At 28.2% G+C, this 25,861-nt stretch carries 24 protein-coding genes and 1 tRNA gene; 8 read left to right on the top strand and 17 right to left on the bottom strand.

From position 1 onward, the window contains the following. Positions 1-14 precede the first annotated feature (14 nt). Positions 15-1,775 carry a hypothetical protein gene (locus tag AC5SML_RS00270; protein WP_271726404.1) on the bottom strand — a complete coding sequence of 587 codons (1,761 nt, stop codon included), beginning with the start codon at positions 1,773-1,775 and terminating at the stop codon, positions 15-17. Further along, a complete protein-coding gene (locus AC5SML_RS00265; RefSeq protein WP_494617220.1) occupies positions 1,750-1,926 on the bottom strand; it encodes a hypothetical protein in 177 nt (58 codons plus the stop codon). The genes AC5SML_RS00270 and AC5SML_RS00265 overlap by 26 nt, the downstream gene beginning before the upstream one ends. 58 nt (positions 1,927-1,984) lie before the next feature. Here AC5SML_RS00265 and AC5SML_RS00260 point away from each other — a divergent pair, with 58 nt between their 5' ends. Next, positions 1,985-2,497, top strand: coding sequence for a shikimate kinase (locus AC5SML_RS00260; protein ID WP_271726405.1), 513 nt, complete (start codon positions 1,985-1,987; stop codon positions 2,495-2,497). Next, positions 2,484-3,590 carry a 3-dehydroquinate synthase gene (aroB, locus tag AC5SML_RS00255; protein ID WP_494617219.1) on the top strand — a complete coding sequence of 369 codons (1,107 nt, stop codon included), beginning with the start codon at positions 2,484-2,486 and terminating at the stop codon, positions 3,588-3,590. Before AC5SML_RS00260 ends, aroB begins: the two co-directional genes overlap by 14 nt. On the opposite strand, the gene AC5SML_RS00250 is transcribed toward aroB, so the two are convergent. Next, positions 3,579-3,839 carry a BolA/IbaG family iron-sulfur metabolism protein gene (locus AC5SML_RS00250; RefSeq protein ID WP_494617218.1) on the bottom strand — a complete coding sequence of 87 codons (261 nt, stop codon included), beginning with the start codon at positions 3,837-3,839 and terminating at the stop codon, positions 3,579-3,581. The two genes, aroB and AC5SML_RS00250, sit on opposite strands and share 12 nt — an antisense overlap. A 25-nt stretch (positions 3,840-3,864) precedes the next feature. On the opposite strand from AC5SML_RS00250, the gene AC5SML_RS00245 reads away from it, so the two are divergent. Genes AC5SML_RS00245 through AC5SML_RS00235 form a run of 3 tightly spaced genes read left to right on the top strand, consistent with a single transcriptional unit; the run spans position 3,865 to position 7,165 of the window. Beyond that, a complete protein-coding gene (locus AC5SML_RS00245) occupies positions 3,865-4,392 on the top strand; it encodes a J domain-containing protein (RefSeq protein ID WP_494617217.1) in 528 nt (175 codons plus the stop codon). Then, positions 4,382-5,356 carry a cobaltochelatase subunit CobS gene (cobS, locus tag AC5SML_RS00240; protein WP_006997454.1) on the top strand — a complete coding sequence of 325 codons (975 nt, stop codon included), beginning with the start codon at positions 4,382-4,384 and terminating at the stop codon, positions 5,354-5,356. Before AC5SML_RS00245 ends, cobS begins: the two co-directional genes overlap by 11 nt. Next, entirely contained in the window at positions 5,357-7,165 is a 1,809-nt protein-coding gene (locus tag AC5SML_RS00235; RefSeq protein ID WP_494617215.1) for a cobaltochelatase CobT-related protein, read from the top strand. Here AC5SML_RS00235 and AC5SML_RS00230 read toward each other — a convergent pair. From AC5SML_RS00230 to AC5SML_RS00220, 3 genes are all read right to left on the bottom strand, one after another. Continuing rightward, positions 7,162-8,442, bottom strand: coding sequence for an ActS/PrrB/RegB family redox-sensitive histidine kinase (locus AC5SML_RS00230; protein ID WP_494617214.1), 1,281 nt, complete (start codon positions 8,440-8,442; stop codon positions 7,162-7,164). The two genes, AC5SML_RS00235 and AC5SML_RS00230, sit on opposite strands and share 4 nt — an antisense overlap. Before the next feature lie 2 nt (positions 8,443-8,444). Next, entirely contained in the window at positions 8,445-10,502 is a 2,058-nt protein-coding gene (locus AC5SML_RS00225; protein ID WP_006997457.1) for a DNA gyrase subunit B, read from the bottom strand. 186 nt (positions 10,503-10,688) lie between these two features. After that, positions 10,689-11,807 (bottom strand): DegT/DnrJ/EryC1/StrS family aminotransferase, encoded by a 1,119-nt coding sequence (locus tag AC5SML_RS00220; protein ID WP_494617213.1) that lies wholly within the window; start codon positions 11,805-11,807, stop codon positions 10,689-10,691. 118 nt (positions 11,808-11,925) lie between these two features. Here AC5SML_RS00220 and rfbB point away from each other — a divergent pair, with 118 nt between their 5' ends. Genes rfbB through AC5SML_RS00205 form a run of 3 tightly spaced genes read left to right on the top strand, consistent with a single transcriptional unit; the run spans position 11,926 to position 14,669 of the window. Next, a complete protein-coding gene (gene rfbB / locus AC5SML_RS00215; RefSeq protein ID WP_494617211.1) occupies positions 11,926-12,957 on the top strand; it encodes a dTDP-glucose 4,6-dehydratase in 1,032 nt (343 codons plus the stop codon). Continuing rightward, a complete protein-coding gene (locus AC5SML_RS00210) occupies positions 12,950-13,825 on the top strand; it encodes a sugar nucleotidyltransferase (protein ID WP_494617210.1) in 876 nt (291 codons plus the stop codon). Before rfbB ends, AC5SML_RS00210 begins: the two co-directional genes overlap by 8 nt. After that, on the top strand, positions 13,812-14,669 hold the full coding sequence (locus AC5SML_RS00205) for a glycosyltransferase (RefSeq protein ID WP_494617208.1): 858 nt from the start codon (positions 13,812-13,814) through the stop codon (positions 14,667-14,669). Before AC5SML_RS00210 ends, AC5SML_RS00205 begins: the two co-directional genes overlap by 14 nt. Before the next feature lie 19 nt (positions 14,670-14,688). On the opposite strand, the gene AC5SML_RS00200 is transcribed toward AC5SML_RS00205, so the two are convergent. From AC5SML_RS00200 to AC5SML_RS00150, 11 genes are all read right to left on the bottom strand, one after another. Then, positions 14,689-15,330: a CatB-related O-acetyltransferase gene (locus tag AC5SML_RS00200; RefSeq protein ID WP_494617207.1), complete on the bottom strand. Its 642-nt coding sequence runs from the start codon at positions 15,328-15,330 to the stop codon at positions 14,689-14,691. A 48-nt stretch (positions 15,331-15,378) separates the two neighbouring features. Then, positions 15,379-15,465 (bottom strand) — tRNA-Ser (locus AC5SML_RS00195). 15 nt (positions 15,466-15,480) lie between these two features. Beyond that, entirely contained in the window at positions 15,481-16,266 is a 786-nt protein-coding gene (locus tag AC5SML_RS00190) for a glycosyltransferase family 17 protein (protein WP_494617206.1), read from the bottom strand. Continuing rightward, positions 16,267-18,075, bottom strand: a complete 1,809-nt coding sequence (gene lepA, locus AC5SML_RS00185) for a translation elongation factor 4 (protein ID WP_494617204.1) — start codon at positions 18,073-18,075, stop codon at positions 16,267-16,269. 2 nt (positions 18,076-18,077) lie between these two features. Further along, positions 18,078-20,486, bottom strand: coding sequence for a phenylalanine--tRNA ligase subunit beta (pheT, locus tag AC5SML_RS00180; RefSeq protein WP_494617202.1), 2,409 nt, complete (start codon positions 20,484-20,486; stop codon positions 18,078-18,080). After that, positions 20,483-21,550: a phenylalanine--tRNA ligase subunit alpha gene (gene pheS, locus AC5SML_RS00175; protein WP_494617201.1), complete on the bottom strand. Its 1,068-nt coding sequence runs from the start codon at positions 21,548-21,550 to the stop codon at positions 20,483-20,485. Before pheS ends, pheT begins: the two co-directional genes overlap by 4 nt. A 43-nt stretch (positions 21,551-21,593) precedes the next feature. Further along, complete coding sequence (rplT, locus tag AC5SML_RS00170; protein ID WP_006997461.1) at positions 21,594-21,950, bottom strand: 50S ribosomal protein L20; 357 nt, start codon at positions 21,948-21,950, stop codon at positions 21,594-21,596. Position 21,951: 1 nt separating this feature from the next. Further along, positions 21,952-22,158 carry a 50S ribosomal protein L35 gene (gene rpmI, locus AC5SML_RS00165; protein WP_006997462.1) on the bottom strand — a complete coding sequence of 69 codons (207 nt, stop codon included), beginning with the start codon at positions 22,156-22,158 and terminating at the stop codon, positions 21,952-21,954. A gap of 53 nt (positions 22,159-22,211) precedes the next feature. Next, positions 22,212-22,757, bottom strand: a complete 546-nt coding sequence (gene infC / locus AC5SML_RS00160; RefSeq protein WP_006997463.1) for a translation initiation factor IF-3 — start codon at positions 22,755-22,757, stop codon at positions 22,212-22,214. Next, entirely contained in the window at positions 22,758-24,674 is a 1,917-nt protein-coding gene (thrS, locus tag AC5SML_RS00155) for a threonine--tRNA ligase (protein WP_494617199.1), read from the bottom strand. After that, positions 24,675-25,829 (bottom strand): glycosyltransferase family 4 protein, encoded by a 1,155-nt coding sequence (locus AC5SML_RS00150; RefSeq protein WP_494617197.1) that lies wholly within the window; start codon positions 25,827-25,829, stop codon positions 24,675-24,677. It abuts the gene before it with no gap. Positions 25,830-25,861 lie beyond the last annotated feature (32 nt).

Genomic DNA, 25,861 nt, shown 5'->3' with positions numbered 1-25,861 from the left:
TTTTAGTATAAATTTTAAACTTTTAAAGGAAGAACTTTAAAGAGTATTTTATTTCTTAGTGGATCCGCATTTAGCTGATTAAGTGTGCTTATAATAAAGTATAACGTATCTTCATCAATGGCATTTAAGCTGTCCTGCCCTATAACCTCAACAATTCTAAGCAATGCAGCAGCCATATCACCACTGTTAACAAATATTTGAATATCAGAAGGTATTTCTGAATCGTTTATTTGGTATAAATCATCATACTTATCTAAAATCTTGACACCATCGGACTTAAAGGTCTCAACTAAAATTACATCTTTTTTAGAAAAAAAATATTTTTTATCTTTTTTTATCTTTTTTAAGAAATCATTTATATCTTTTGTGGGATCATTTTTAGATTTTTCTAATTTTAAATAATTTATTAATTTTGATTGATGTAAAATTTTATTATTTATTTTAATATTTGCTTGTTCTGTCTCTTCATTACCTAAATTATCTTGATAAAATGTTGTAAAATTTGAAGGTACCTTGTTCTCTTCTATATTTTTTAAAAAATTTTTTAATTCTATGTTAAATGCATTCTCAATACCGTCATTCTTGAAAGAATTTTTGAGGGCATTCATTAACTGTAACTTATTCTCAATTTCAGTAGTAATTAAAATTCCTTGATAAATTAGCGCTCTTGTCTCTATTCTTGAGAGTACTTTTGTTGACTCTTTAATATTTAATAATTGATTAATATTAAATTGAAATCTCTTATAAAGTTCAAATAATTCTTTTTCTGCATAATTTCCTTCATGTGTTGCTTTTTCAATACTCGTAATTTTCTCTATATCTGTAAGCTCAATATCACTGATATCATCTAATAGATTTGAAGTTGATAGATATTTCCATATTTGCCTGGATGTAGTATTTTTTGGTTCAAATTTAAATTCTGGGTTCGTTCTGTGAGATAAATGGAAATCTAAAATTGTTTTTTCTGAAACTTCTGTTGCTGGTTCTGTTTTATACCCCATCAAATAATCAATTTTTTTATTAAAAAACTTATCTGCAATGCCTAATTCTAATTGAAGATCGATAAGCAATTGAGCTTCATCTCTTTTATTATTATTAATTAAGCAATAAATATTGAATTTAGATAAATATAAATCTTGTATCGGTTCATTAATTTTAGAAAAAATTTCACAAGCTTTTTTAACATCTGATTGAGACAAATAATGATCTACTAAATGTTTAGTAAGTTTTGGATGCTCATTAATAATCTCATTATTTAATAAATATTTTTCAATCAAGTCAAAGTTTGAGCGTTTAATAAGCCACTTTGATTTAATTTCTAAAAACTGTTCTTTTGAAATATTCATTTCTGGATAATGTGCATTTGTTAATAATAAAACATCCAAAATCTCTGCAGCATCTCTTGAAAGTTCCAATTTATCTATTCTTTTAAAGATATTTAAAATTTGATCTCCATTAGAATTAGACCACATATTAATATCCAAACCATTTTCTGCAGGATCATAAATTCCAATTAATTTTTTTTCTTTTGAAATTAAAGTTTGTGTTTCTTCTATACTTAATTCCCCTTCTTTTTGGGACTGCATTTCATAAATACTATTCTGTGGAATATTTTTTTCCGCTTCATCTTCGGTTAAGATTATGTTTTCTTTAGATTTTTTTTCTCCTACTTCCCAGATATCCACTGGTTCTTGTGAGTTGGTTGCAAAACCAAAAAATAAGAAAAATAATATAACTAAAAAATAGTTCTTACTTAACAATTTTAAATTTTTCATTAGGGATGATTTTTTCAATGTCTTTATTTGGAGATGGAAATTCAATTTTACCAAGTAGTACTATGGCTACAATAAAAATAATTAGCACAAATACTATTTTGATTAATAAACTTTTACCACTCCCATTACTTGTGTTTTTTGAAAATTGCATATATTCTTTAGTAATTTCAAATTAAGACATATTTGTGTTTTTTCAATAAAGAAAGCTTATGAATTCAAATAAAAACCTTGTTTTTTTAGGTATGATGGGGTCAGGCAAATCTTCTATTGGAGCTATGGTTTCCAAACAATTAAATATTCCATTCATTGATATAGACAATTTAATTGAAGAACATGCTGGTATGACCATCTCAGAAATATTTAAAATAAATGGCGAGGCATACTTTAGGAATTTAGAGGAAAAAATAACTATTAAGTCTTTAAAAAATAAAAAAGTTGTTGTTTCTTTGGGTGGAGGTAGTTTTATTAATGACAAGATAAGAAAAGATATTTTAAAAAATCATTTTTCTTTTTGGCTCGATTGGGATGATGTAGTTTTAATTAAAAGAATTAAAGGTAGCAAAAAAAGACCCTTAGCCTCAAATTCAACTGATCTTGAAATTAAAGCCATTATTAATAAAAGAAAGAAAGTATATTCAAAAGCTAATTTTAAAATAAACTGTAATAAATTAACAAAAAGTGAAATAGTTAAAACAATAATAAAAACATATGAGCTTAATTAAATTAAAAGTTAACACCAACAGTCAACAATATTCAATTATTATTGGAAATAATATTTTAAAAAAAGTAAATAAATTTTTGAAAGAAAATTCTATTGATTTTAATCAATGTCTTCTAGTAATTGACAAAAATATTCCAAAAAATTTAGTAAAAGATACTTTAAAATCTTTACCAAAAGGATCTGTTTCAATTCATTATTTTAATGCGAGTGAAAAAAATAAAAATCTAAAAAGTGTCAATGAAATCACATCAATTCTTTTAAAAAAAAGTTTTAATAGAAATGATTGTTTAATTTCTATTGGTGGTGGTATTACTGGTGATGTATCAGGCTTTGCAGCAAGTACTTTTAAGCGAGGCTTAAAGTTTGTAAATATACCAACTACACTACTTTCACAGGTCGACTCATCAATCGGAGGCAAAACAGGTGTAAACACCAAATATGGTAAAAACTTAATTGGCTCATTTTATCAACCTAGTCTAGTTATATCAGATACTAACTTTTTAAACTCTTTACCAAAAAGAGAAGTTGTATGTGGCTATGGTGAAATTTTAAAACACTCACTTATTAATGGAAAAAAATTTTTTTATTTTTTAAATAAAAATGGAAAAAAAATTATCCAATTAAAAAGTCCCTTTATACAAACAGCTATTCATCAAAGCTGCTTGATTAAAAAAAAAGTAGTTGAGGCTGACGAAAAAGAATTAGGTATAAGAAAAATACTAAATTTTGGACATACCTTTGCTCATGCCTTTGAAGCAACACTGCGTTATTCAGCAAAGTTAAATCATGGTGAAGCAGTTATCCTCGGTGTTAAAACTGCTGCTAGATTTAGTTTATTAAATAAAATTTTAAATAAAAAAGAATTTGAATTAATTGATGGTCACTTAAATGACCTAAATCTTCCAAGTGATATTAATAAATTCTTTTCAATAAAAAATTTAAATACAATTTTATCTTTTATGAAAAAAGATAAAAAAAATAATACAAAAAAAATTAGTCTGGTTTTGCTTAAAAGAATAGGTTCTCCAGTTTACAAATTACAGTTTAATGAAAAAACTATTAATCTCTTTTTAAAAAAAGAATTAACTAAGTAGTATTTGAATAGAATGTATGTGTTCTTTCAACTCATGATCTAAAATATTATAGATTTTCTTGGTTGATACTATCTTATTTAATTTTTTAAGCTCTTCAGATTTAATAATTAATTTTAGATGGAACATTCCTTCTTGATTTCCTTTATGATTTTTATGTAAAAAACTTTTATCTTCAATTTTAAGATCTTGTATAATAATTTTTGCTTCAAGTTTATTTTTAACAATTTTAATTAATTCGTTTATATTCATAAATAATAATTTATTACTATACAGCATGAAAAATATTTGTGATTGGAATAATTGCTTTGATACTGGTGAATATAAGGCACCAATTGAGAAAGATAATAGCAAACGCTACAGATTGCTTTGCTTAGCTCATGTTAAAGAATTCAATAAAAATTGGAATTATTTTAAAGGAATGGATGATGAGCAGGTATTTGATTTTTTAAAGTCTGACATGACCTGGCATAAACCCACTCAGAGCTTTAGCTCTTCAGATAATTTTTTTAAAGTTCTATGGAACAATACTTTAAAAGATGAGTTTGATAAAACCAAACTTAGAGGTGAATATAACCATATGAATCAATTCAAATTTGATGCTAATGATATTAAAGCTTTTAGTATTCTGGGTGTTTCAGTTGGCCAAAAATGGGGACAAATACAAGATCAGTTCAAAACTCTTGTCAAAAAATTTCACCCTGATATTAATTTGGGAAATAAAGAATACGAAGAAAAACTTAAATTAATTACTTTGGCTTATACTCAGCTAAAAAATACTTATAAGGAAAAAATTGACACCTAATTTGAACATACAACCAGACATTAAAATGTCTTTAAAGCAAAGTTTTGGAATTGATTCAGATATGGAAGTTGACGCTTTCTCTAAAAGAAGTGAATACGTTCCTGAAATAGATAAAAATTATAAGTTTGATAGAGATACTACCCTTGCTATCTTATCAGGTTTTGCTTTCAATAAACGTGTCTTGGTTCAAGGCTATCATGGTACAGGAAAGTCTACTCACATTGAACAAATCGCAGCTAGATTAAACTGGCCTTGTATTAGAGTGAATTTAGACAGTCATGTAAGTAGAATTGATCTTATTGGAAAAGATGCAATTGTTGTAAAAGATGGAAAACAGATTACTGAGTTTAAAGAAGGTATTTTACCTTGGTCCATTCAAAACCCTGTTGCACTTGTTTTTGATGAGTATGATGCAGGAAGACCAGACGTGATGTTTGTTATTCAAAGGGTGTTGGAAGCTGAAGGTAATTTCACTCTTTTAGATAAAAATAAAGTTATAAAACAAAATAAATTTTTTAGATTATTTGCGACTTCAAATACAGTTGGTCTAGGGGATACAACAGGATTGTACCATGGTACTCAACAAATTAACCAAGGGCAGATGGATAGATGGAATATTGTAACATCTTTAAACTATCTTAGTCTTGATAGAGAAATGGAAATCGTTCTTGCTAAAAATAAAAATTTAAACAATCCAAAAGGTAAAGAAAAAGTCTCTAACATGATTAAAGTTGCATCTTTAACTAGAAAGGGCTTTATAGCTGGAGATATATCAACTGTAATGAGTCCAAGGACGGTACTTCATTGGGCTGAAAATGCAGAAATTTTCAAAGACACAGGTTATGCTTTTAGGGTCACTTTTTTGAATAAGTGTGACGATATAGAAAAAAATACAATAGCTGAATATTATCAGAGATGTTTTGGAGAAGAATTACCAGAGTCGATGGTTAATATTCAGATCTAAATGAGCTCAAAAGAAAACAATTTTAAAGAGCAATTTAAACAAGCATTAATTTCTACAGCTAAAGTAATTTCTGAAGATTATAAATTAGATGTTAAAAAATTAGATAAAGATTTAAGTAATAAAAAAACTGATTTTTTTGATGTAACCAATTTATCAAATAAAAACGATTTTGTTAAACTAAGAGCAGAAACTGACTCTGGAGCCTTAAAGAAAAAATTTTCAAATAAAGAAATATTTAATAAAAACCTACCTAATAATCCTTCTTGTAAATCTTTATATAATATTGCTGAAAAAATCAGGTATGAACTTCTTGGGGGCAAAATGCTTAAAGGAGTTGGAAAAAATTTAAGTGAAAATTATAACCAAAAAATACTTTCTAATGGTAAAGAACAATTAAAAAATAAAGAAGATGTTCCTGTGAATGAAGCTTTTGAATTATATATGTTAAACAAATTCTTTAAATTAGAACTCAATGATGTGTCTACAAAAATGTTAGATTTTTGGAAGAAAGAATTTGACGAATCTATTGATAAGCATTTTGATTTTTTAAGTAAAAATTTGGAAGATCAAAATAATTATAGTTTAAAATTTTCAGAAATTTTAGAGAATATGGATGTCTTTGCTTCAAATAATGAAGAAAATAATGAAGAAAACGATGAACAAGAAAATGAGCAAGATAATAAATCAGAGAACGATAATGACGGCCAGTCTGATGACAAAGAGGAAGAAAATAATCAAGATGATAGCCAGACTAGTTTAGATGCTGGCTTTGATCTAAGCGACCAGCAGATGGAAGAACAATTAGAAGACTCGGATTCTTTAAAAGAGAGCGCAGAAAGTGTTTTACAAAAAACAAATATTGATAATATTGATCTAGATTACAAGGTATTCACCACAGAATTTGATGAAATTGCAAAAGCTGAAATATTAGAAGATATAAAAGAAACACAAAAATTAAGAAAAAATTTAGACCAACAACTTGTCGGGTTTCAAGATTTAATTACTAAGCTTGCTAACAAACTACAAAGGCAGCTCCTTGCAAAACAAAATAGAGCTTGGGAGTTTGACTTAGAAGAAGGTTTATTAGATAGCTCAAAATTAACTAGAATAATTATGGATCCTTATAATTCTTTATCTTTTATGAAAGAAAAAGATCTTGATTTTAAGGACACAATCGTAACCTTGTTAATAGACAATTCTGGTTCCATGAGAGGTCGGCCAATAACAATTGCTGCACTTTGTGCAGATATATTATCTAGAACCTTAGAAAGATGCTCAGTAAAAGTAGAGGTTTTAGGCTTTACTACAAAAAATTGGAAAGGTGGTAAAAGCAGAGAAGCTTGGACTAAAAATGATAAGCCAAAAAACCCTGGAAGATTAAATGATTTAAGACATATAATTTATAAAGGTGCAGACACTCAGTGGAGGCAGGCGAAAAACAATATAGGCTTAATGCTTAAAGAAGGATTATTAAAAGAAAATATTGATGGGGAAGCTATTTCGTGGGCCTATAATAGAATTAAAAAAAGAAAAGAAGAACGGAAAATACTGATGGTTATTTCAGATGGTGCCCCAGTTGACGACTCAACTTTATCAGTTAATTCAGGAGATTTTTTAGAAAAACATTTAAAAAAAATGGTTAAATTTATAGAAACTAAGAGTGACGTTGAAATTTTAGCTATCGGTATTGGGCATGATGTTTCTAGATATTACAATAAAGCTATTAAAATAACAGATGTGCATGAACTTGGAGATGTTATGGTTTCACAATTGAGTGGCTTATTTGAAAATAAAAAAAAACTACATTAAAGTTTTAAAAGATCTTGATTTTTCCATTTAATACTTACTTCAGCCCCACTTCTTGTTTGGGAATTTCTGCATAAAATATTTGCATAATTTTTTTCAAGTAAAGTTTTGCCTATAAAAATTCCAAGACCTAATCCAGATTTAGATTTTATTGAAGACTTAAAAGATTTAATATAAGGCTCTCCAATTTTACTCAAAACATCTTTTGGGTATCCCTCTCCATCATCTTCAATCATAACTTCTGTGAAATCACTATCACTTTTTATATTAATAAAAATCTTATTTTCAGAAAACTTATTTGCATTACCGATAAAATTTCTTAGTCCATAAACAATTTCTATTGATTTAGTTATATTTAGTGGATTTGAATTTTGATCATAATTTACAATAAAATCTTTTTTACTTGCTTCTTGGAATGACTTGACTATTTCACTTACGTATTCTGCCATTGTTAAATCACGATCAATAAAATTATCTTCGATTATTGGGTTTAATGTTAATTTTTTTAAAATTTCACTACATCTCTCTAATTGACTGGATAATAACTCAATATCTTTTTTAACATCTTCATTATCTTTAAATCGCTCCAATAAATCAGTGGAGATAATCTTCATTGTTGAAAACGGTGTACCTAATGAATGTGCAGCGGCAGCGGCCTGTCCTCCTAATGATAATAGCTCATGTTCTTTTGACATGATTTCTTCCATTTTATTTAGTGCCTCTTTCCTTATTCTAGATTCTGATCCAAAGGTTAAGGCAAAATAATTTAAAAAAATTAAAGCAATAATTAATGCGATTGGAATTGAATAGTAATAATAGCTGTCTACGTGAAAATGTTCTTTAATTGGATAGGGCAAAGATTGATTAAAAAAAGTAAGAAAAATAATCACTAAAACTGTGAGGCTGACTAACAATAAATTACTCCTAAAACCTAAATTGGATGAGGAAAATATAGCTGGGATAATCAAAAAAATTGAAAAAGGATTTATAATTCCACCTGTTAAATAAATCAAACAACTCAGTTGTAAAATATCAATAGATAAAAAAAGAAATGCTGTTTTATCTGACAGTTGTGTGTTTTTGTTAATATAGATTAAATAAAGATTGCTTAGCGCTCCAATCAAAATTATTGAATTTTCTAGAATTAGATTAAATCTAAAATCAAAAACAAAATAAATAACATTAACTGTTATAAGTTGGCCAATAATAGCAATCCATCTTAGATTGATATAGGTCGATTTTTTTAATGAAAAATATTTAGAAGTTTCGAAAAACTTCATTATTAGATATCTAGATTTTGAACATTAATTGCATTTGAAACAATAAAATCTTTTCTCAATGCAACATCATTACCCATTAATGTGTGTATTAAATCTTGATCTTTTTTTATATCTTTTGAGTATTGTACTTGTAATAAATTTCTTGTTTCAGGGTCTAACGTAGTATTCCATAGCTCTTCTGGGTTCATCTCACCTAATCCCTTAAACCTTTGAATGCTCATTCTAGATTTTTCATCTTCATAAGCTTTAGTGAATTCTTTTGTTCCTTTTTTAATTTTTTGTAATTCTTTATTATTCTTTAAAATATAATCTTCTAACTCTTTTTCATCTTTTATATAAATGCCTTTTGTTCCCTTATTGATCTTGAATAAAGGTGGCTGTGCAAGATAAACATGTCCATTTTCAATTAGTTTATTAAATGGCTTATTGTTAAAGAATGTTAGTAATAATGCTCGTATATGAGAACCATCAACATCAGCATCAGTCATGATAATAATTTTTCCATATCTTAAATCTTTCAAATCAATATCTTCAACTTTTGGATCAAGGCCAAGTGCGTTAATTAAAGTCACAACCTCATTAGATGACATCATTTTTGATAAAGATTTTGTTCTATGTTCGCTTCCATCTCTATTGCTATTTTTTTTAAGAACAATCTCTTCCACATAGGTATTAAGAATTTTACCTCTAAGGGGTAAAACGGCTTGATTTGACCTATTTCTTCCTTGTTTAGCAGAACCGCCTGCAGAATCTCCCTCAACAATAAATAATTCTGTTCCCTCTTGTTTACCTATTTGACAATCTGCCAATTTTCCAGGTAATCCACTTAATTCTAAAGCACCTTTACGTCTAACATTTTCTCTAGCTTTTCTAGCAACGTCTCTTGCTAGAGCTGCCTGCATTACTTTAGCTAAAATAATCTTAGATAAAGTTGGGTTTTGATCAAACCATATTGAAAGTTTTTCACTAACAATACTTTCAACAATCATTCTAACTTCTGATGAAACAAGCTTATCTTTTGTTTGAGAAGAAAATTTAGGGTCAGGTATCTTTGCTGAAATTACACATGTAAGACCCTCTTTAATATCATCTCCTGAAATAGTTAATTTATTTTTTTTTAATAAATTATGTTCTGTAGCATATTTATTAATGACTCTAGTAAGGGCACTCCTAAATCCTAATAAATGGGTACCACCATCCTTTTGATAAATGTTATTTGTATATGGATAGATGTCTTCTCCGTAACTTGCATTCCACTTTAAAGAACATTCAATTTCAATATTGTCTTTTTTTCCTTCAATATAAATAGGCTTCTTAAATAAATCATTACCAGTTTTATTTACAAGTTTTTCTCTTTTTTCGTCTAAAAAATCAACAAATTCTAAAACTCCTCCATCAAACTTAAATACAATTATTTTTTCTTTTTTTTGATTTAAATCGTTAACAGTTATTTTTATTCCCTTATTCAAGAATGCAAGTTCACGCATTCTTTTAATAATTATACTTGGAGTAAATTTAATTGAAGAAAATATTTCTTTTGATGGTAAAAAAGTTATTTGTGTTCCAGTTTCTTTTGATTTTCCTATAACTTTAAGAGGTGCTTTTGAGGCTCCATCTTTAAATTCTATAAAATATCTATTTCCATCTCTATCGATTTCTAATTTTAATTTTTCTGATAATGCATTTACAACTGAAACTCCAACACCATGTAAACCACCCGATACTTTGTATGAATCATGATCAAATTTTCCTCCAGCATGAAGCTGAGTCATAATAACTTCTGCAGCAGACATTTTTTCACCCTTATGCATATCAACTGGTATTCCTCTACCATCATCTCTAACTGTAATTGTTCCGTCAGAGTTTATTTTAACATCTATATTTTTACAGTGTCCTGCTAAGGCTTCGTCTATTGAGTTATCAACAACCTCATAGACCATATGATGCAAACCTGTTCCATCATCGGTATCACCAATATACATTCCAGGTCTTTTTCTAACAGCTTCAAGACCTTTTAAAACTTTGATGGAGTCTGCTTGATATGTTGAGTTGTTTTTCATATTTTTGTATTGAAAATACAATAATTATAACATTTTTATAAAAAAAAGAGGGAAATTAATTAGACTAATCCACAAAAAATGGATCAATGAATCGCTTTTTTAAATAGTTTTTAATTTTTTTTGAATAGACAGTAAATTTTCACAACTTTGTAATTTTTAGAGGTGCCAATTTTATAGCATGTTTTTTTAAATATAAGAATTAATCAATTTACAAATATATTCAGCATCCTTTGCTGACACTTTTGTGTGTATTGGTAATACTAAATATTGATCCTCAATCTTATCCATATTTTTATAATTTTGATTCTTAGTAAACTTTTTAAATATTGAATATTTATCATTTCTAAAATGTACTTGATTAGTTTCTATATTTTTTTCCCTTAATTTTTTTTGTAGGTAATCTTTTTTTTTAGTCAATATTGTAAATAACCAAGCAGCTGATTTTTTTTTTCTATCATGATCATGGATACATATAATATTTGGATTTTTTGATAAGTTTTTAAGGTATATTTCATTTATTTTAATTCTATGGGAAAGTATTTTTTTAAAATCAAGAAGTCCTTGATATCCAATGGATGCCCCTAGATCTGTTAGTTGGTATTTGTATCCTATTTCTTTGACGTCATTTTCCCAAACACCTAGCTGCTTTTTTTTTCTATCTATACCAAACCATCTCATTCTTTTTGCAACATCAACTAACTTTGAATCTTTTATACATAACATTCCACCATCACCCGTTGTAATATGTTTAATTGCCTGAAAACTAAAGGTTGTAAAATCACTTATATCGCCAATTTTTTTATTATTATACTCCGCACCTAATGCCTGGGCAGCATCTTCAATAACTTTTACTTTATATTTTTTTGCGAGTTTTCTTATTTCACTCATATCACAAGGAATGCCTCCATAATGAACACAGACTATGGCTTTAGTTTTTTTAGAGATAAGTCTTTTTAAACTAGCAATGCAGATATTCATTGTTTTTGGATCAACATCTGCAAATTTTATTTTTGCGCCTATATATAGCAATGGAATGTTCGTGGCTGTGCAAGTAAAAACTGGAGTTATTACTTCATCATTTTTTTTTATTCCTGCTAATAGATAAGCTAAATGAAGGGCATCAGTACCAGAGCCTGTAGAAACACATTCTTTTCCACCTAAAAAAAGATCTGAAAACTTTTTTTCAAATTTATCAACCATTGGGCCTTGTCCTATCCATCTTGTTGATAATGTTTTTTCTAAAATCTTAAGACTTTTTTTGGGTATATAGGGATAAAATAGGACTGTACCTTTTTTATCAGACATAATTGATAGTTCTTTAAAAGACATTTAATAATAAAATTTTGAAAATAAGTTATTTACAAGTAGATTATCTAAATTATTTACACAATTAAAACAATAAATAAATGATAATAAAACCTTTATGTTAAAAAAAAATGTAATAGTTACTGGTGGGTTAGGTTTTATAGGAAGTAATTTAATAGAATTGCTGTTAGAAAAAAATTTTCAAGTAATAAATGTTGATAAGATATCCTATTCATCAAATTTTTATAACACAAAAAATTTTAAAAAAAATAAAAATTATAAATTTTATAAATGTGATTTAAATAATTTTAAAAAATTAGACTCAATAATCAATAAATTTAAACCTGACTGTATTTTTAATTTAGCAGCAGAAACACATGTTGATCGATCCATAGATAATCCTGAAAACTTTATCAAAAGCAATATTATTGGAGTATATAATTTACTACAAAGTTTCAAAAAGTATTCAAAAAGATATAATAAATCAAAATTAATTCACATTTCAACAGATGAGGTTTTTGGTGACATAAAACGTGGTAGATCTGACGAAAAAACTGCTTACAAACCAAGTTCACCCTATGCAGCAAGTAAAGCCTCTTCAGATCACTTAGTATATTCTTATATTAGAACATATAATATTCCAGCAATAATAACAAATTGTTCAAATAACTTTGGTCCAAAACAACATCCTGAAAAGCTTATACCTAAAATTATTTACAATATAATAAATAAAAAAAAACTACCTCTTTATGGTGATGGCTTGAATTCTAGAGAGTGGATTTATGTAAAAGATCATTGTGAAGCCTTAATTAAAGTTTTCAGAAAAGGTAAAATTGGTGAGTTCTATAATATAGGCTCCAATAAAAATTTCAATAATATACAAATATGTGGGGCATTGTTAAAAATAATGAAGAAAAAAATTAAAGTAAGTTCCAGGGTTAAAATTCAATTTATAAAAGATAGACCTGGCCATGACTTAAGGTATGCAATAAACAGTAAAAAAATTAAGACACAATTAAACTGGTCTGCTAAAAAAAATTTTTTTTCTGGTTTAGAAGATACTGTCGATTGGTATTTAGACAATAATTCTTACTATAAAAATTTAAAAAAAAAAGATATTGTAAAGAGATTAGGGATTATTAATGATTAAAAAAGGAATTATATTAGCAGGTGGTATGGGCTCAAGAGTTGGGCCAAGTACAAAAGCAATATCTAAGCAATTGATACCTATAGCTGACAAGCCAATTATATTTTATTCTTTATCTATTCTAATGTTACTAAATATTAAAGATATTTTGATTATTGTAAAACCATCAGATCAGCCTTCTTTTAAAAGCTTATTAGGTAACGGCAAAAGCTTTGGAATTAAAATTACCTATGCAACTCAAAATAAACCAAAAGGATTACCAGATGCATTTATACTAGGAAAAAAATTTATAAAAAATAGTTCTGTTGCTTTGATACTGGGTGATAACTTTTTTCATGGTCAAAGTTTAGTTGAGTTATTAAGTAATACCTCATTGAAATTTAAGTCTGGTGCTAATATTTTTTCTTATAACGTAAAAAACCCTCAAGATTATGGTGTTATAGAAACTTTAAAAAATAATATTAAAATAACAGAAAAACCTAAAAAAACTAAATCCAAAAAAGCTATTACAGGTTTATATTTTTTTGATCGAGAAGTTTCAAAATTTAGTAAAAAACTTAAATATTCTAAAAGAGGAGAGTTAGAAATTGTTGATTTACTAAAAGTTTATCTAAAATCAAAAAAACTTTTAATTACTGAGTTGGGTAGAGGATCTGTGTGGCTGGATACAGGAACTAGCGAAGACATATTAAAAGCTAGTAATTATGTAGAAATATTACAAGATAGACAAAATTTAAAAATTGGCTGCATAGAAGAAATTGCTTTTAAAAAAAAATGGATAAATAAAAATCAATTAAGATCCAGAATAAATTTTTATGGAAAAAATAAATATTCTGATTATTTAAAAGAATTATTAGATGAAAGAATATAATGAATTGATTACCATCTGTATGGTATCTTTTTATTCTGACAAAATAATCAAAAAAATTCTCAAAATAATACCAAAAAAATACCAAATAATCGTTACCGATAATGCAATTACTGAAAATTTAAAGAATGATCTTGAAAATTTATTTGAGAACGTAAAAGTTATTATACCAAAAAACAATTTGGGAAATGGCGGTGGGATAAATTTTGCCCTAGAGATAATTGACACAAGATATGCGCTATATTTAGATGTAGATACAGAATTTGATGAAAATACTATTGATAAATTAGTTGAAGTTGCAAATGCTAATACTGACTGGGCAATTATAGCTCCTAATTTAGAAAATTATATTTATAAAAGTAATCACTTTATTGATAAAAATCAATCACAAGAAGTGTCAAGTATGCAATTTGTTGAAGGTTGTGCATTATTATTCAATATGAGAGAATTAAATAAAATTGGCTTTTATGATGAAAAAATATTTCTATATTTTGAAGAAAATGATTTATTTTTTAGATGTCTAAAAAATAATAAAAAAATATTACTATGCAGAAATCTATATATTAAGCATATTGGAAATTCATCTATAGATACAAAATATAATACAGAAGTAGAATTAAATAGAAACTGGCATTATATGTGGTCAAAGTTTTACTATTACAAAAAAAACTATTCTTATATACGGGGACTTAAAGAAACTATTTATCAATTATTTAAATCATTCATAAAACTTTTGTTTTATTATTTCCTAAATAAAAAAAAATTTTTAATATACCAAAATAGATTTGCAGGGCTTTACAATTCATATCTTGGAAAAAAGTCTTGGAAACGGCCAAATATTAGATAAATAGCAATTTTAAGTTAGTTTAATTCTTTTTTTTTATACTGTTTATATATGAGAAAAAGTTTTCTGTATCACTTGATAGTAAAAATTTTGATAAATCATCTATTTCTGCATCTTTTAAAAACCACCATTCTGTATCTAGAATTTTTTTTATAATACTGTCTTCAAATCTTTTTTTAATTACCCTATTTGGGTTTCCACCAGAAATAGTATAAGGCTCAACATCATTTACCACTAAAGAGCCCGCTGCAATTATTGCACCAGTACCAATTGTAACACCAGATAAAATTGTAGATCTACCACCAATCCAAACATCGTGGCCAATAACTATATCACCTTTAGATTTGCCAAAATTTTTTATAGATTTTGTTTTTTTGAAGGTTTTGTTGAACTGACTAGCTGGTAATGGTGAAGTGCTTATCCAATCAGCTCTGTGGTCTCCACCAACATAAAAATTTATATCTGGGCCAAGAGAACAAAAATTACCTATTATAACTCTAGATTTCCAATCCCAACGATAAATACTAGGATTACCATAACTCCATTTACCTACTTCTGCAAGATTAGTTTCAATTTCTTTTTTTAAATTATCTTTCAAAAAATAATTTTTATATACTTTTTCTTTTTTAAAAAATTTGAATAATTTTTTTATTATGTTAATCATCTTTTTATTATACTACTAATAAGTTTTTAATACGAAAATATCTAATGACGGAGAGACAGGGATTCGAACCCTGGGTACCTTTGACAGTACACACACTTTCCAAGCGTGCGCCTTAAACCGCTCGGCCATCTCTCCCCTTTAAAGTCTTTGTTATATAATCCATTCTTTAAATTTTTCTTTATTATCAATAATATACTTAGGAAACATTTCATCAATATTATCTTTTTTATATGATAAGGGTCTATTAAATAAATCAATTTTATTTTCTATCGATCTTTCTATTTTTTCTAAATTTGTATAATATTCATTATTATATTCTGCGTGTGCAAATGATTTTATTTTGCTTTTTATCTGATCAGGATTCATTAAAAATGAAAAATGCCATCCTCCATTTTTGATAATATTCCATTTAATTTTATCAAACCGCCAAAAAGGATAGTTTTTAATTTTTTGATTTCGCAACCACTGTGGTGATTTCAAATATTTTTTTTTACAAATTCTACTACCATGCCAAAATGGCTCTGTTTTATTATGAAGGTTTATTTTATAATAAAACATTTTTTGCTCAAAGACCGTAAATTTATAATTTTTTAAGTCTTTAATTTTTGTTAAATTTGGAATTTCATCTACATCTGAGATAATTATATAATCATTTTCATTGGCTAGTGCTAACCCTTCATTTAAATAATTTCTCTGATAATTTTCTCTTTCCCAATTTGATAATTTTTCTGGAAACTTTTCAATAATTAAATATATGATTTTTTCTTTAAATTTTTTAAAATCATCTATTTTAAAAGTAAGTTTTTTTTTGTTTCCTTGATGATCATATTTTGACTCAACAATTATAAATTTTTCAATATACTTTGACAATGTATTTAGTCTTATATCTAAGACAATTTTTTCTCCATTGTACAAAAAACAATCAAAGATCCTCATTTATTTTTCTTTATTAATTTTAAGCACACCAATAAAGGCTTCTTGTGGTATTTCAACTTTTCCAAACTGTTTACCTCTAGCTTTTCCTTTTTTCTGCTTATCTAGTAGTTTTCTTTTTCTATCTCTAGCTCCACCACCATGAATTTTTGTTAAAACATCTTTTTTAAAACCTTTAATGGTTTCTCTTGCTATAATCTTTCCACCAATAGCAGCCTGTACTGGAATCATAAAATTATGACGTGGGATTAAATCTTTTAATTTTTCACATACCTCTCTTCCAATAGTTTGTGCAAAATCTTTATGAACCATCATTGATAAAGCGTCTACTGGCTCAGCATTAACAAGTATTCCTAATTTTACTAAATCACCCTCTCTATGACCTATGATCTCATAGTCAAAACTTGCATAGCCACTAGTCATTGATTTAAGTCTATCATTAAAATCAAAAACAACTTCGTTTAGAGGGATTTCATAATTTAAAACAGCTCTATTACCCGAATAACTTAGGTTTGTTTGTACTCCTCTTTTATCCTGACAAACCTTTATAATTGCACCTAGATATTGATCTGGTGTAATAATTGTTGCTTTAATCCAAGGCTCTTCAATAAATTTGATTAGAGTAGGCTCTGGTAAACTTGAAGGATTTTGTAACTCTATTATGTCTCCTTTGTTCATATGAACTTTATAAACAACCCCTGGTGTTGTGGTTAATAAATTTATATCAAATTCTCTTTCTAATCTTTCAGTTATAATTTCTAAATGCAAGAGACCTAAAAAACCACATCTAAAGCCAAGACCTAACGCAGATGACGATTCTGCCTCATATGAAAAACTAGCATCATTTAATTGAAGTTTGCCTAAACCATCTTTTAATTTTTGGTATTCAGAGCTATCTACAGGAAACAAACCACAAAATACAACTGGCTTACTAGGTTTAAATCCAGGAAGTGCTTCTTGAGGTGGTTTAGTTGCATCACAAATAGTATCTCCCACTTTTGTTTCTGATAAAATCTTTATTCCTGTTGTTATAAAACCAATTTCTCCTGCGTTTAATTCATTAACATCGGTTGCTTTTGGAGTAAACACACCTACTTTTTCAATTATATATTCTTGGTCAGTAGACATCATTTTAATCTTCATATTTTTTGAAATTTTTCCATTAATAACTCTAACTAGAATAACCACCCCTAAGTAAGTGTCATACCAACTGTCAACTAATAAGCATTTTAAATCAGCATCTTTTTCTCCTTCTGGAGCTGGTAGTGACACAATAATTTGTTCTAGAATATCTTCTATACCCTCACCTGTTTTTCCAGAGCAAGGTATGGCATTTTCAGTATCAATACCAATGACCTCTTCTATTTGCTTCTTTGTTTTTTCTAAATCTGATGCAGGTAAATCAACTTTATTTAGTACAGGTACTATCTCGTGCTTGGTATCTAAAGCTTGATAAACATTAGCCAATGTTTGAGCCTCTACTCCTTGGGTACTATCAACAATTAAAATAGATCCCTCACATGCATACAGAGATCTACTAACTTCATAGCTAAAATCTACGTGTCCTGGAGTATCAATTATGTTTAGAATGTACTCTTTACCATCTTTTGCTTTATAATTAAGTTTAACTGTTTGAGCTTTAATAGTTATGCCTCTTTCTCTCTCAATATCCATTGAGTCTAGAACTTGTGCCTTCATTTCTCTTTCAGTTAGGCCACCACAACTATGAATTATCCTATCTGCAATTGTTGATTTACCGTGATCAATATGCGCAATGATTGCAAAGTTTCTGATGTGATCAATTTTTGTCATGATTATGATCTAATCTTAGCACCAGTTTTAGATTCAACAGCTGAAATAATAAGTTGATTAATTTTGTTTAAATCATCCTCAGCCAAAGTTTTTTCTAAAGATTGAATAATTACATTTAATGCAATTGATTTTTTACCTTCAGGAATATTTGCTCCTTCATAAACATCAAATACTTTGACAGATTTTATTAACTCTTTGTCTACATTAGAGATGATTTCAATTAATTCTTGAACTTTAAAATTTTTCTCTAAAACAAAAGCAAAATCTCTTTCTGATTTTTGAAAATCTGAATATTTATAGTGAGTTTTTTGATCTTTTAATGATTTTTTTGGCTGTTTTAAATTGTCTAAAAATATTTCAAAACCCACTAAAGACTCGACTTTAATATCTAATTTTTTTAATATACCTGGGTGAATATCACCAAAAAAAGCAACTACTTTTTCTTTTCCTTTGTTAAGGAATATTCTTCCTGATTTTCCAGGGTGATAATAGCTTGGTGTGTCATCATCAATATAGAGCTTATCTTTATTATAACCTGCTTCAACTAAACTTTTGATAACATCACTTTTAACATCAAACACATCTATTAATCTTTCTTTTTCCAGCCAGCTCTGCCTAGCCAATTTTCCTGATCTTAATCCAGTAGCTACTGTCTGTTGCTCACCTGGCTCAGATCCTAAAAAAGTTGGACCTATTTCAAAAAATGACAAATCTTTAAATCCTCTTCCTAAATTCTTATTCAAATGAATTATCAAATTAGAAAAAATTGAATTTCGCAAAACGTTCAAATCAGAACTTATAGGATTAATTATTTTAATTTCTTTGTTATTTTCAATGAATAGTTGATTAATTTTACTATCAGTAAAAGACCATGTGATAGCTTCAAAATACCCCTTAGAAGCAATAGATCTTTGTAAAAAATGAAATAATTTTTGTTTTAAATTTAATGTTTGCTTTTTTCTAATTTTTTCAGGTTCAATAATTTTAATTTGATCATAACCCTTAATTCTTACAAGTTCTTCTACCACATCAACTTCTTGTGAAATATCTGGTCTCCAAGATGGTATAACGACATCTAGCATTCCCTTGTTTTCTTTAATTTCAAATCCTAGGTTATCTAAGATTTTTATCATTTCTTTTATATCAATATTAAATCCAGTAATTTTTTTAAACAAAGAGGGGTCAAATTTTAATGATTTTTTTTTAACATCTTCAATTTTTTGAATATCAAATTCACTAACTTCACCACCACATATTTCTTGTATTAAATTAGCTGCTCTTTCAAGTCCTTGATCAATTGATAATGGATCAATACCTCTTTCAAATCTAAATTTTGCATCCGTATCTATATTCAAGATTTTAGATGATTTTCTGATTGATCGTGGACTAAAGTAAGCAGACTCAATTAACACATTTTTTGTGTCCAGCTCAGTTCCAGTTCTTGTGCCTCCTATTATGCCTCCAAGACCTAATACGCCTGACCCATCTGATATGACACACATCTCATCCTCTAATTTATACTCCTTATTATCTAATGCTTCGAATGTTTCACCTTTTTTAGAATTTCTTACAACTATTCCTTTATCTATTTTATCAACATCATATGCATGAAGTGGTCTATTCAAATCAAACATTACATAATTTGTAATATCAACTATTGCCGAAATAGGTTTTTGGCCTATAGCAATTATTTTGTCTTTTAGCCACTCTGGACTTTCAGTATTTTTTACTCCTTTAATTAAACAACTGCCAAAGGATATGCATGGTTGATTTTTTTCATTTTCAATTTTTACACTAATTGTTTGTTTATTTTTTTTATCAAGTTTTTTTTCTTTTTGATTTATTAATCTTCCCGCGCCTGCAGCAGCTAAATCTCTTGCTATTCCTCTAACCCCTAAGCAATCTGCTCTATTTGGTGTAATAGAGATATCAATTACATTTAAATTTTTTTTTGGAAAATAATTTTCTCCTACTTTTTTGTTATATTTTTCTGGTAAAAGCTCTGTTATGCCATCACTTTCGTTTGATAGGTTAAGTTCAGATTCTGAACAAAGCATTCCATATGAGGTTACACCTCTTATTTTACTTACCACCAATTTCATTTGACTTTTTGGCACTACAGCACCAGGAGGAGCATAAATTGTTAATAAACCCTCTTTAGCATTTGGAGCTCCACAAACAACTTTTACTGGTTTGCCCGAACCTATATCAACATCACATACTCTAAGCCTATCTGCATCAGGATGCTTTTCAGCCTTCAGAATTTTAGCAATTACAAATTGATCAAGCTCTCCTGATTGACTATCAACACCCTCTACTTCTAAACCAATATCTGTAAGTTTATCGATGATTTGATTTTCATTAAGTTTGGTATCTAGATGATCTTTGAGCCATTCTGTTGTAATCTTCATCGGCTTAAGCCCCTATAGTTTGTTGGGACATCTATTGGATCAAATCCAAAATGATTTAGCCATCTATAGTCACAATCAAAAAAGGCTCTTAAATCATTAATGCCATATTTCAACATTGCGAGCCTATCTATTCCTATTCCAAATGCATAACCTTGGAATTCATCAGGGTTTACTTTAACATTTTTTAAAACATTGGGATGAACCATTCCACAACCTAAAACTTCTAGCCATTTATCACCTTCCCCAATTACTATTCTTCCATCTTTTATTTCATAACCAATATCAACTTCTGCAGATGGCTCTGTAAATGGGAAATGACTGGGTCTAAATCTCATTTTAATTTTATCAACCTCAAAAAACTCTTTAATAAAATAATTTAAGCATCCTTTTAAATGCCCCATATTTATATTTTTATCAATATGTAGCCCTTCAACTTGATGAAACATTGGAGTATGAGTTTGATCGCTGTCAGATCTATATGTTCGCCCTGGTGCTATTATTTTAAAAGGTGGTTTATCATTAAGCATTGTTCTAATTTGAACTGGTGAAGTATGTGTTCTTAAAAGTAGCTCTTTTGCATCATCTAGATAAAAAGTATCATGCATATCTCTTGCAGGATGGTTATCAGGTGTATTTAACGCAGTAAAATTATTATATTCATTTTCAACATCTGGTCCCTCTTCTACACTAAAACCAATTTCTGAAAAAATTGAAGAAATTTCATCTATAACTTGAGATACAGGATGAATTTTTCCCTGAACAAAAGGTCTCTCTGGTAAAGTTATATCTATTTTTTCTTTTTCTAATTTTTTGTTAATCTCTTTTTTTTCAATATCATCAATTTTTATAGTAATTAAATTTTCAAGTTCACTTTTGACTAAGTTTAAATCTGATGCAAATTTTTTTCTTTCTTCTTCTGCTAAATTTCCAAGCTGTTTAAATTGCGAGCTGATTAACCCAGTTTTACCAAATAGTTCTGTTTTAAGTTGATTAACTTGATTTAAATCTAAATTTTCTTTTAACTTTAAAAGAAATTCATCTTTTATTTTTTTAATATCAGACATATTGAGAGATTATTTCTTCACCGAAGAAAAACAATAGTGAAGATTAATTTAGTGCCGATTGAGCTTTTTGAACGATCGTTTTAAAGGCTTCTGGGCTATCGTATGCTATTTCAGCTAGTATTTTTCTATCTAACTTAATTCCACATTTAGTTAAACCATTAATAAATTTTGAATAAGTTATTCCTTCAGATCTAACACCTGCATTAATTCTTTGTATCCATAAAGATTTAAATTCTCTTTTTTTAGTTCTACGATCTCTGTATGCATATTGCATAGCTTTTTCCATAGCTTGCTTTGCAACTCTTATGGTACTTTTTCTTCTGCCCCATTGACCTTTGACAGCTTTTAAAACTTTTTTATGTTTTGCGTGACTTGTTACGCCTCTTTTTACTCTAGCCATTTTATCCTCTTAAACTGTAAGGCATGTATGATTTAACTATTTTGCCATCTTGTTTTGACATAGCAGTCGTGCCTCTTAATTTTCTAATTTGTGAATTTGTTCTTTTTATCATACCATGTCTCTTTCCAGCTTGAGCCATCATAACTTTCCCTGTAGCTGAGATTTTAAATCTTTTTTTTGCTGAACTTTTAGTTTTTAATTTTGGCATAATTCTGCGGACTTATACAAATATTGGAATGGATTTACAACCTCTATTAAGCCTTATAAAGGCTGAATAACCATGATCATTTGCTTTCCATCAAACTTTGGGTGCAATTCAACTTTGCCAATATCTTGCATATCAGCTTTTATTTTATCCATTAATTCTCTACCTAGGTGTGAGTGTTGTAGCTCTCTACCCTTAAATCGTATTGTAAATTTTACCTTGTCACCTTTTCCAATAAATTTTTTAGCATTTTTAACTTTAAAATCATAATCATGCGTTTCTGTAACTGGTCTCATTTTAATTTCTTTTAATAAAACTATTTTTTGTTTCTTTTTAGCAACATTTGCTTTTTTTTGAGCATCATATTTAAATTTACCCATATCAATAATTTTACATACAGGTGGTTTTGCGTTTGGAGCTATTTCAATTAAATCCAATCCTTGCTCTTTAGCCATTGATATGGCTTCATTTGTATTTATGATTCCTATATTTTCACCATCACTTCCAATTACTTGAACCTCAGGTGAAGAAATCCTATTGTTAGATCTTGGACCTTTGTCTTTAGTTCTTCTTTGAAAATAATTTTGTTTAAAATCTGCCACTTAGTTTGAGGATGCTTTGTTTAAAGCTGCGAAAGTTTCTAAGAATAAGTTTAATTCCATATTTTCTTGTTTGTTAGTATCCAATCTTCTAATCGTTACTGAGTTACTGTCAACTTCTTTTTTTCCACAAATCAATAAAAGTGGTATTTTTGATAGTGAATGTTCTCTAATTTTATAATTTAAGTTATGGTTTTTTAAATCTACCTCAGAGCTTATGCCTGCATTATTAATTTTTTCATTTACTTCTTTTGCATAAGAATCAAATTCCTCTGAAATTGGAATTACAACAGCTTGTAAAGGAGCTATCCAAAATGGAAATTTGCCTGCATAATTTTCTATAAGAATTCCAATAAATCTTTCTAATGATCCAAATAACGCCCTATGAAGCATTACAGGAATTTTTTTAGTTCCATCTTTATCAACAAAAGAAGCATCTAATCTTCCTGGTAAATTAAGGTCTACTTGTAAAGTTCCGCATTGCCAATCCCTACCAATAGCATCTCGTAAAACAAATTCAATTTTTGGACCATAGAATGCTCCCTCTCCTTTATTAATTGTGTATTGAAGCTTTGAAGCTTTAACTGCATCTAATAAAGCTTTTTCAGCTTTGTCCCAAACATTATCATCACCAACTCTTAAGTCTGGTCTATCTGAGTATTTTAATATTACATCTTCAAATCCAAGATCTTTATAAATATCTAAAATTAAATTAGTAACAATCAAACATTCTGATGTAATTTGATCTTCTGTGCAAAAAATATGAGCATCATCTTGAGTAAAAGCTCTAACTCTTAAAAGTCCATGTAAAGCACCTGAAGGCTCATATCTATGTACTTTTCCAAATTCTGAAATTCTTAAAGGAAGATCTCGGTAACTTTTTAATCCTTGATTAAAAACTTGTACGTGACCTGGACAATTCATTGGTTTTATTGCAAATATTTTTTCATCTGGTGTTTGAGAAGTATACATATGCTCTCCATATTTTTCCCAGTGGCCAGATTTTTCCCAAAGAGATCTATCTAAAATTTCAGGAGTATTCACTTCTTTGTAGCCAGCTTTTTCTTGTCTAGCTCTCATATATGCAACTAATTTTTGAAATAACTTCCAACCTTTTTCATGCCAAAATACTGATCCTGGACTTTCTTCCCTAAAGTGAAATAAGTCCATTTCTTTTCCAAGTTTTCTGTGGTCTCTTTTTTCTGCTTCTTCTATTCTTTTTAAATATTCATCTAAATCTTTTTGTGATGCCCAACTTGTTCCATAAATTCTTTGCAACATTTCATTATTTGAGTCACCTCTCCAATAAGCCCCTGATACCTTTGTTAATTTAAAGTACTTACCAATTTTTCCCGTTGAAGAAAGATGAGGGCCTCTGCATAAATCATGCCAGTCTCCATGAAAATATATAGAAACATCTTCACCCTGTGGAATACTTTCAATAATTTCAGCCTTGTATATTTCTCCTTTATCTTTGAAATGAGATATGGCTTTATCTCTTTTCCAAACTTCTCTTATAGTTGGAACATCTCTATCAACGATTTCTTTCATTTTATTTTCAATTTTATTTAAATCATCTTCTGTAAAGGGTTCTTTTCTTGAAAAATCATAATAAAATCCATTTTCTATAATTGGACCAATGGTTACTTGCGTTCCCGGAAAGAGTTCTTGAACTGCCATTGCAGTTATATGAGCTGTGTCATGACGAATAGTTTCTAAACCTTCTTTATCTTTTGAAGTAAAAATTTTAACTGAGCAATCCTCATCTATAACAAAACTTAAATCCTTAAGTTCTTCATTAACACTAATAATAGTTGCCTGCTTTGATAAAGATTTACTAATCTTTTCAGCAACCTCAAGTCCTGTTACTTTATTTCGAAATTCAATAGTGTTTCCATCTGGCAATGTTATTAATGGCATTTAATTTAATAATCTTTTGTATTCTGAATATGTAGAAAAACACATTTTTTCAACATTAAATTTTTTAATTATATTTTTTCTACCTTCTATACCAATAGATTTCAATCTAGATTCGTCTAATTGTAAGACTTCTATTATTTTTTTACTCAAAGCTTCTGCATTACCAGACTGAAATAAAAAACCTGTCACGTTATCAATAATAGTTTCGTTAGATCCCCCAATATCACTTGCTATTATTGGTTTTTCCATTGATTGAGCTTCAACTGCAACCCTTCCAAAAGCTTCAGGTTCTACTGAGGCTGAAACAACAATGTGTGATATTTTATAGGCTAACGGCATATTTTTACAATGTTCTATAAATTTTAACTGACTAGTTAGCCTATATTGCTCAGCCAATCTTTTAATTTTTTTGGTATAAATGTCTCTTCCTTGATCGCTACCCAAAATAATAGCATTAAAAGACTCATACCCCAGTTCTTTATTAACAAGATTTAATGCCTCAATAAATGTCTCCTGACCTTTCCAAGCAGTTAACCGACCTGGCATTAGGATCATTTTTTTATTTCTATCAACTTCCCAATCTGAAATAAGTCTGTTTTCTTCACTGTCTAAAATTGTTGATAATTCAAAATAATCGACATTAATTCCCCTAAAAATTACTAAGAATTTTTTTTTTAAATCTAAATATTTTGAATAATTTTGATTAATATGTGAAAAAATAAAATTTGATCCTGCTATTATTAAATCTGATCTAACCATTACTGAATTATAGAATCTTTTAATTGAGTTTTTAAAATTATAAGTACCATGAAAAGTTGTAACAAACTTTCTTCTTGTAATTTTTGTTGCAAACAAACAAGACCAAGCTGGAGCACGACTTCTTGCATGAACAATAGATATATTATTTAGTAAAATAATAAAAATCAAAGCAATTGAATTAAAGAGCATTAAAAATGGATTTTTACTATGGACAGGAAGTTTTATTACTTTTACTTTTTTTTTATCAATAAATTTTAATAACTCTCCTCCACTAGTTACTATATAAGAACTACAATTATTTTCTGGTAAATAGTGTGCAAGATCGTAACAGCCTGTTTCCGCACCCCCGTATCCAAGTTTAGGAATTACTTGCAGTACTTTTAATTCTGAAGACATTTGATAGAACTATATATTAAGAATTAATTCTA

It is taken from the genome of Candidatus Pelagibacter sp. PS_17 (genome assembly GCF_059417945.1).
Note: the sequence above shows the minus strand (reverse complement) of the source record. Positions and strands in the feature narration are given on the sequence as shown.

Bases quoted from the DNA above. Each gene is read 5' to 3' on its own strand.
- AC5SML_RS00270 (WP_271726404.1), bottom strand. From the start codon at position 1,775: ATGAAAAATTTAAAATTGTTAAGTAAGAACTATTTTTTAGTTATATTA.
- AC5SML_RS00265 (WP_494617220.1), bottom strand. From the start codon at position 1,926: ATGCAATTTTCAAAAAACACAAGTAATGGGAGTGGTAAAAGTTTATTA.
- AC5SML_RS00260 (WP_271726405.1), top strand. From the start codon at position 1,985: ATGAATTCAAATAAAAACCTTGTTTTTTTAGGTATGATGGGGTCAGGC.
- aroB (WP_494617219.1), top strand. From the start codon at position 2,484: ATGAGCTTAATTAAATTAAAAGTTAACACCAACAGTCAACAATATTCA.
- AC5SML_RS00250 (WP_494617218.1), bottom strand. From the start codon at position 3,839: ATGAATATAAACGAATTAATTAAAATTGTTAAAAATAAACTTGAAGCA.
- AC5SML_RS00245 (WP_494617217.1), top strand. From the start codon at position 3,865: ATGAAAAATATTTGTGATTGGAATAATTGCTTTGATACTGGTGAATAT.
- AC5SML_RS00235 (WP_494617215.1), top strand. From the start codon at position 5,357: ATGAGCTCAAAAGAAAACAATTTTAAAGAGCAATTTAAACAAGCATTA.
- AC5SML_RS00230 (WP_494617214.1), bottom strand. From the start codon at position 8,442: ATGAAGTTTTTCGAAACTTCTAAATATTTTTCATTAAAAAAATCGACC.
- AC5SML_RS00225 (WP_006997457.1), bottom strand. From the start codon at position 10,502: ATGAAAAACAACTCAACATATCAAGCAGACTCCATCAAAGTTTTAAAA.
- AC5SML_RS00220 (WP_494617213.1), bottom strand. From the start codon at position 11,807: ATGTCTGATAAAAAAGGTACAGTCCTATTTTATCCCTATATACCCAAA.
- rfbB (WP_494617211.1), top strand. From the start codon at position 11,926: ATGTTAAAAAAAAATGTAATAGTTACTGGTGGGTTAGGTTTTATAGGA.
- AC5SML_RS00210 (WP_494617210.1), top strand. From the start codon at position 12,950: ATGATTAAAAAAGGAATTATATTAGCAGGTGGTATGGGCTCAAGAGTT.
- AC5SML_RS00205 (WP_494617208.1), top strand. From the start codon at position 13,812: ATGAAAGAATATAATGAATTGATTACCATCTGTATGGTATCTTTTTAT.
- AC5SML_RS00200 (WP_494617207.1), bottom strand. From the start codon at position 15,330: ATGATTAACATAATAAAAAAATTATTCAAATTTTTTAAAAAAGAAAAA.
- AC5SML_RS00190 (WP_494617206.1), bottom strand. From the start codon at position 16,266: ATGAGGATCTTTGATTGTTTTTTGTACAATGGAGAAAAAATTGTCTTA.
- lepA (WP_494617204.1), bottom strand. From the start codon at position 18,075: ATGACAAAAATTGATCACATCAGAAACTTTGCAATCATTGCGCATATT.
- pheT (WP_494617202.1), bottom strand. From the start codon at position 20,486: ATGAAGATTACAACAGAATGGCTCAAAGATCATCTAGATACCAAACTT.
- pheS (WP_494617201.1), bottom strand. From the start codon at position 21,550: ATGTCTGATATTAAAAAAATAAAAGATGAATTTCTTTTAAAGTTAAAA.
- rplT (WP_006997461.1), bottom strand. From the start codon at position 21,950: ATGGCTAGAGTAAAAAGAGGCGTAACAAGTCACGCAAAACATAAAAAA.
- rpmI (WP_006997462.1), bottom strand. From the start codon at position 22,158: ATGCCAAAATTAAAAACTAAAAGTTCAGCAAAAAAAAGATTTAAAATC.
- thrS (WP_494617199.1), bottom strand. From the start codon at position 24,674: ATGCCATTAATAACATTGCCAGATGGAAACACTATTGAATTTCGAAAT.
- AC5SML_RS00150 (WP_494617197.1), bottom strand. From the start codon at position 25,829: ATGTCTTCAGAATTAAAAGTACTGCAAGTAATTCCTAAACTTGGATAC.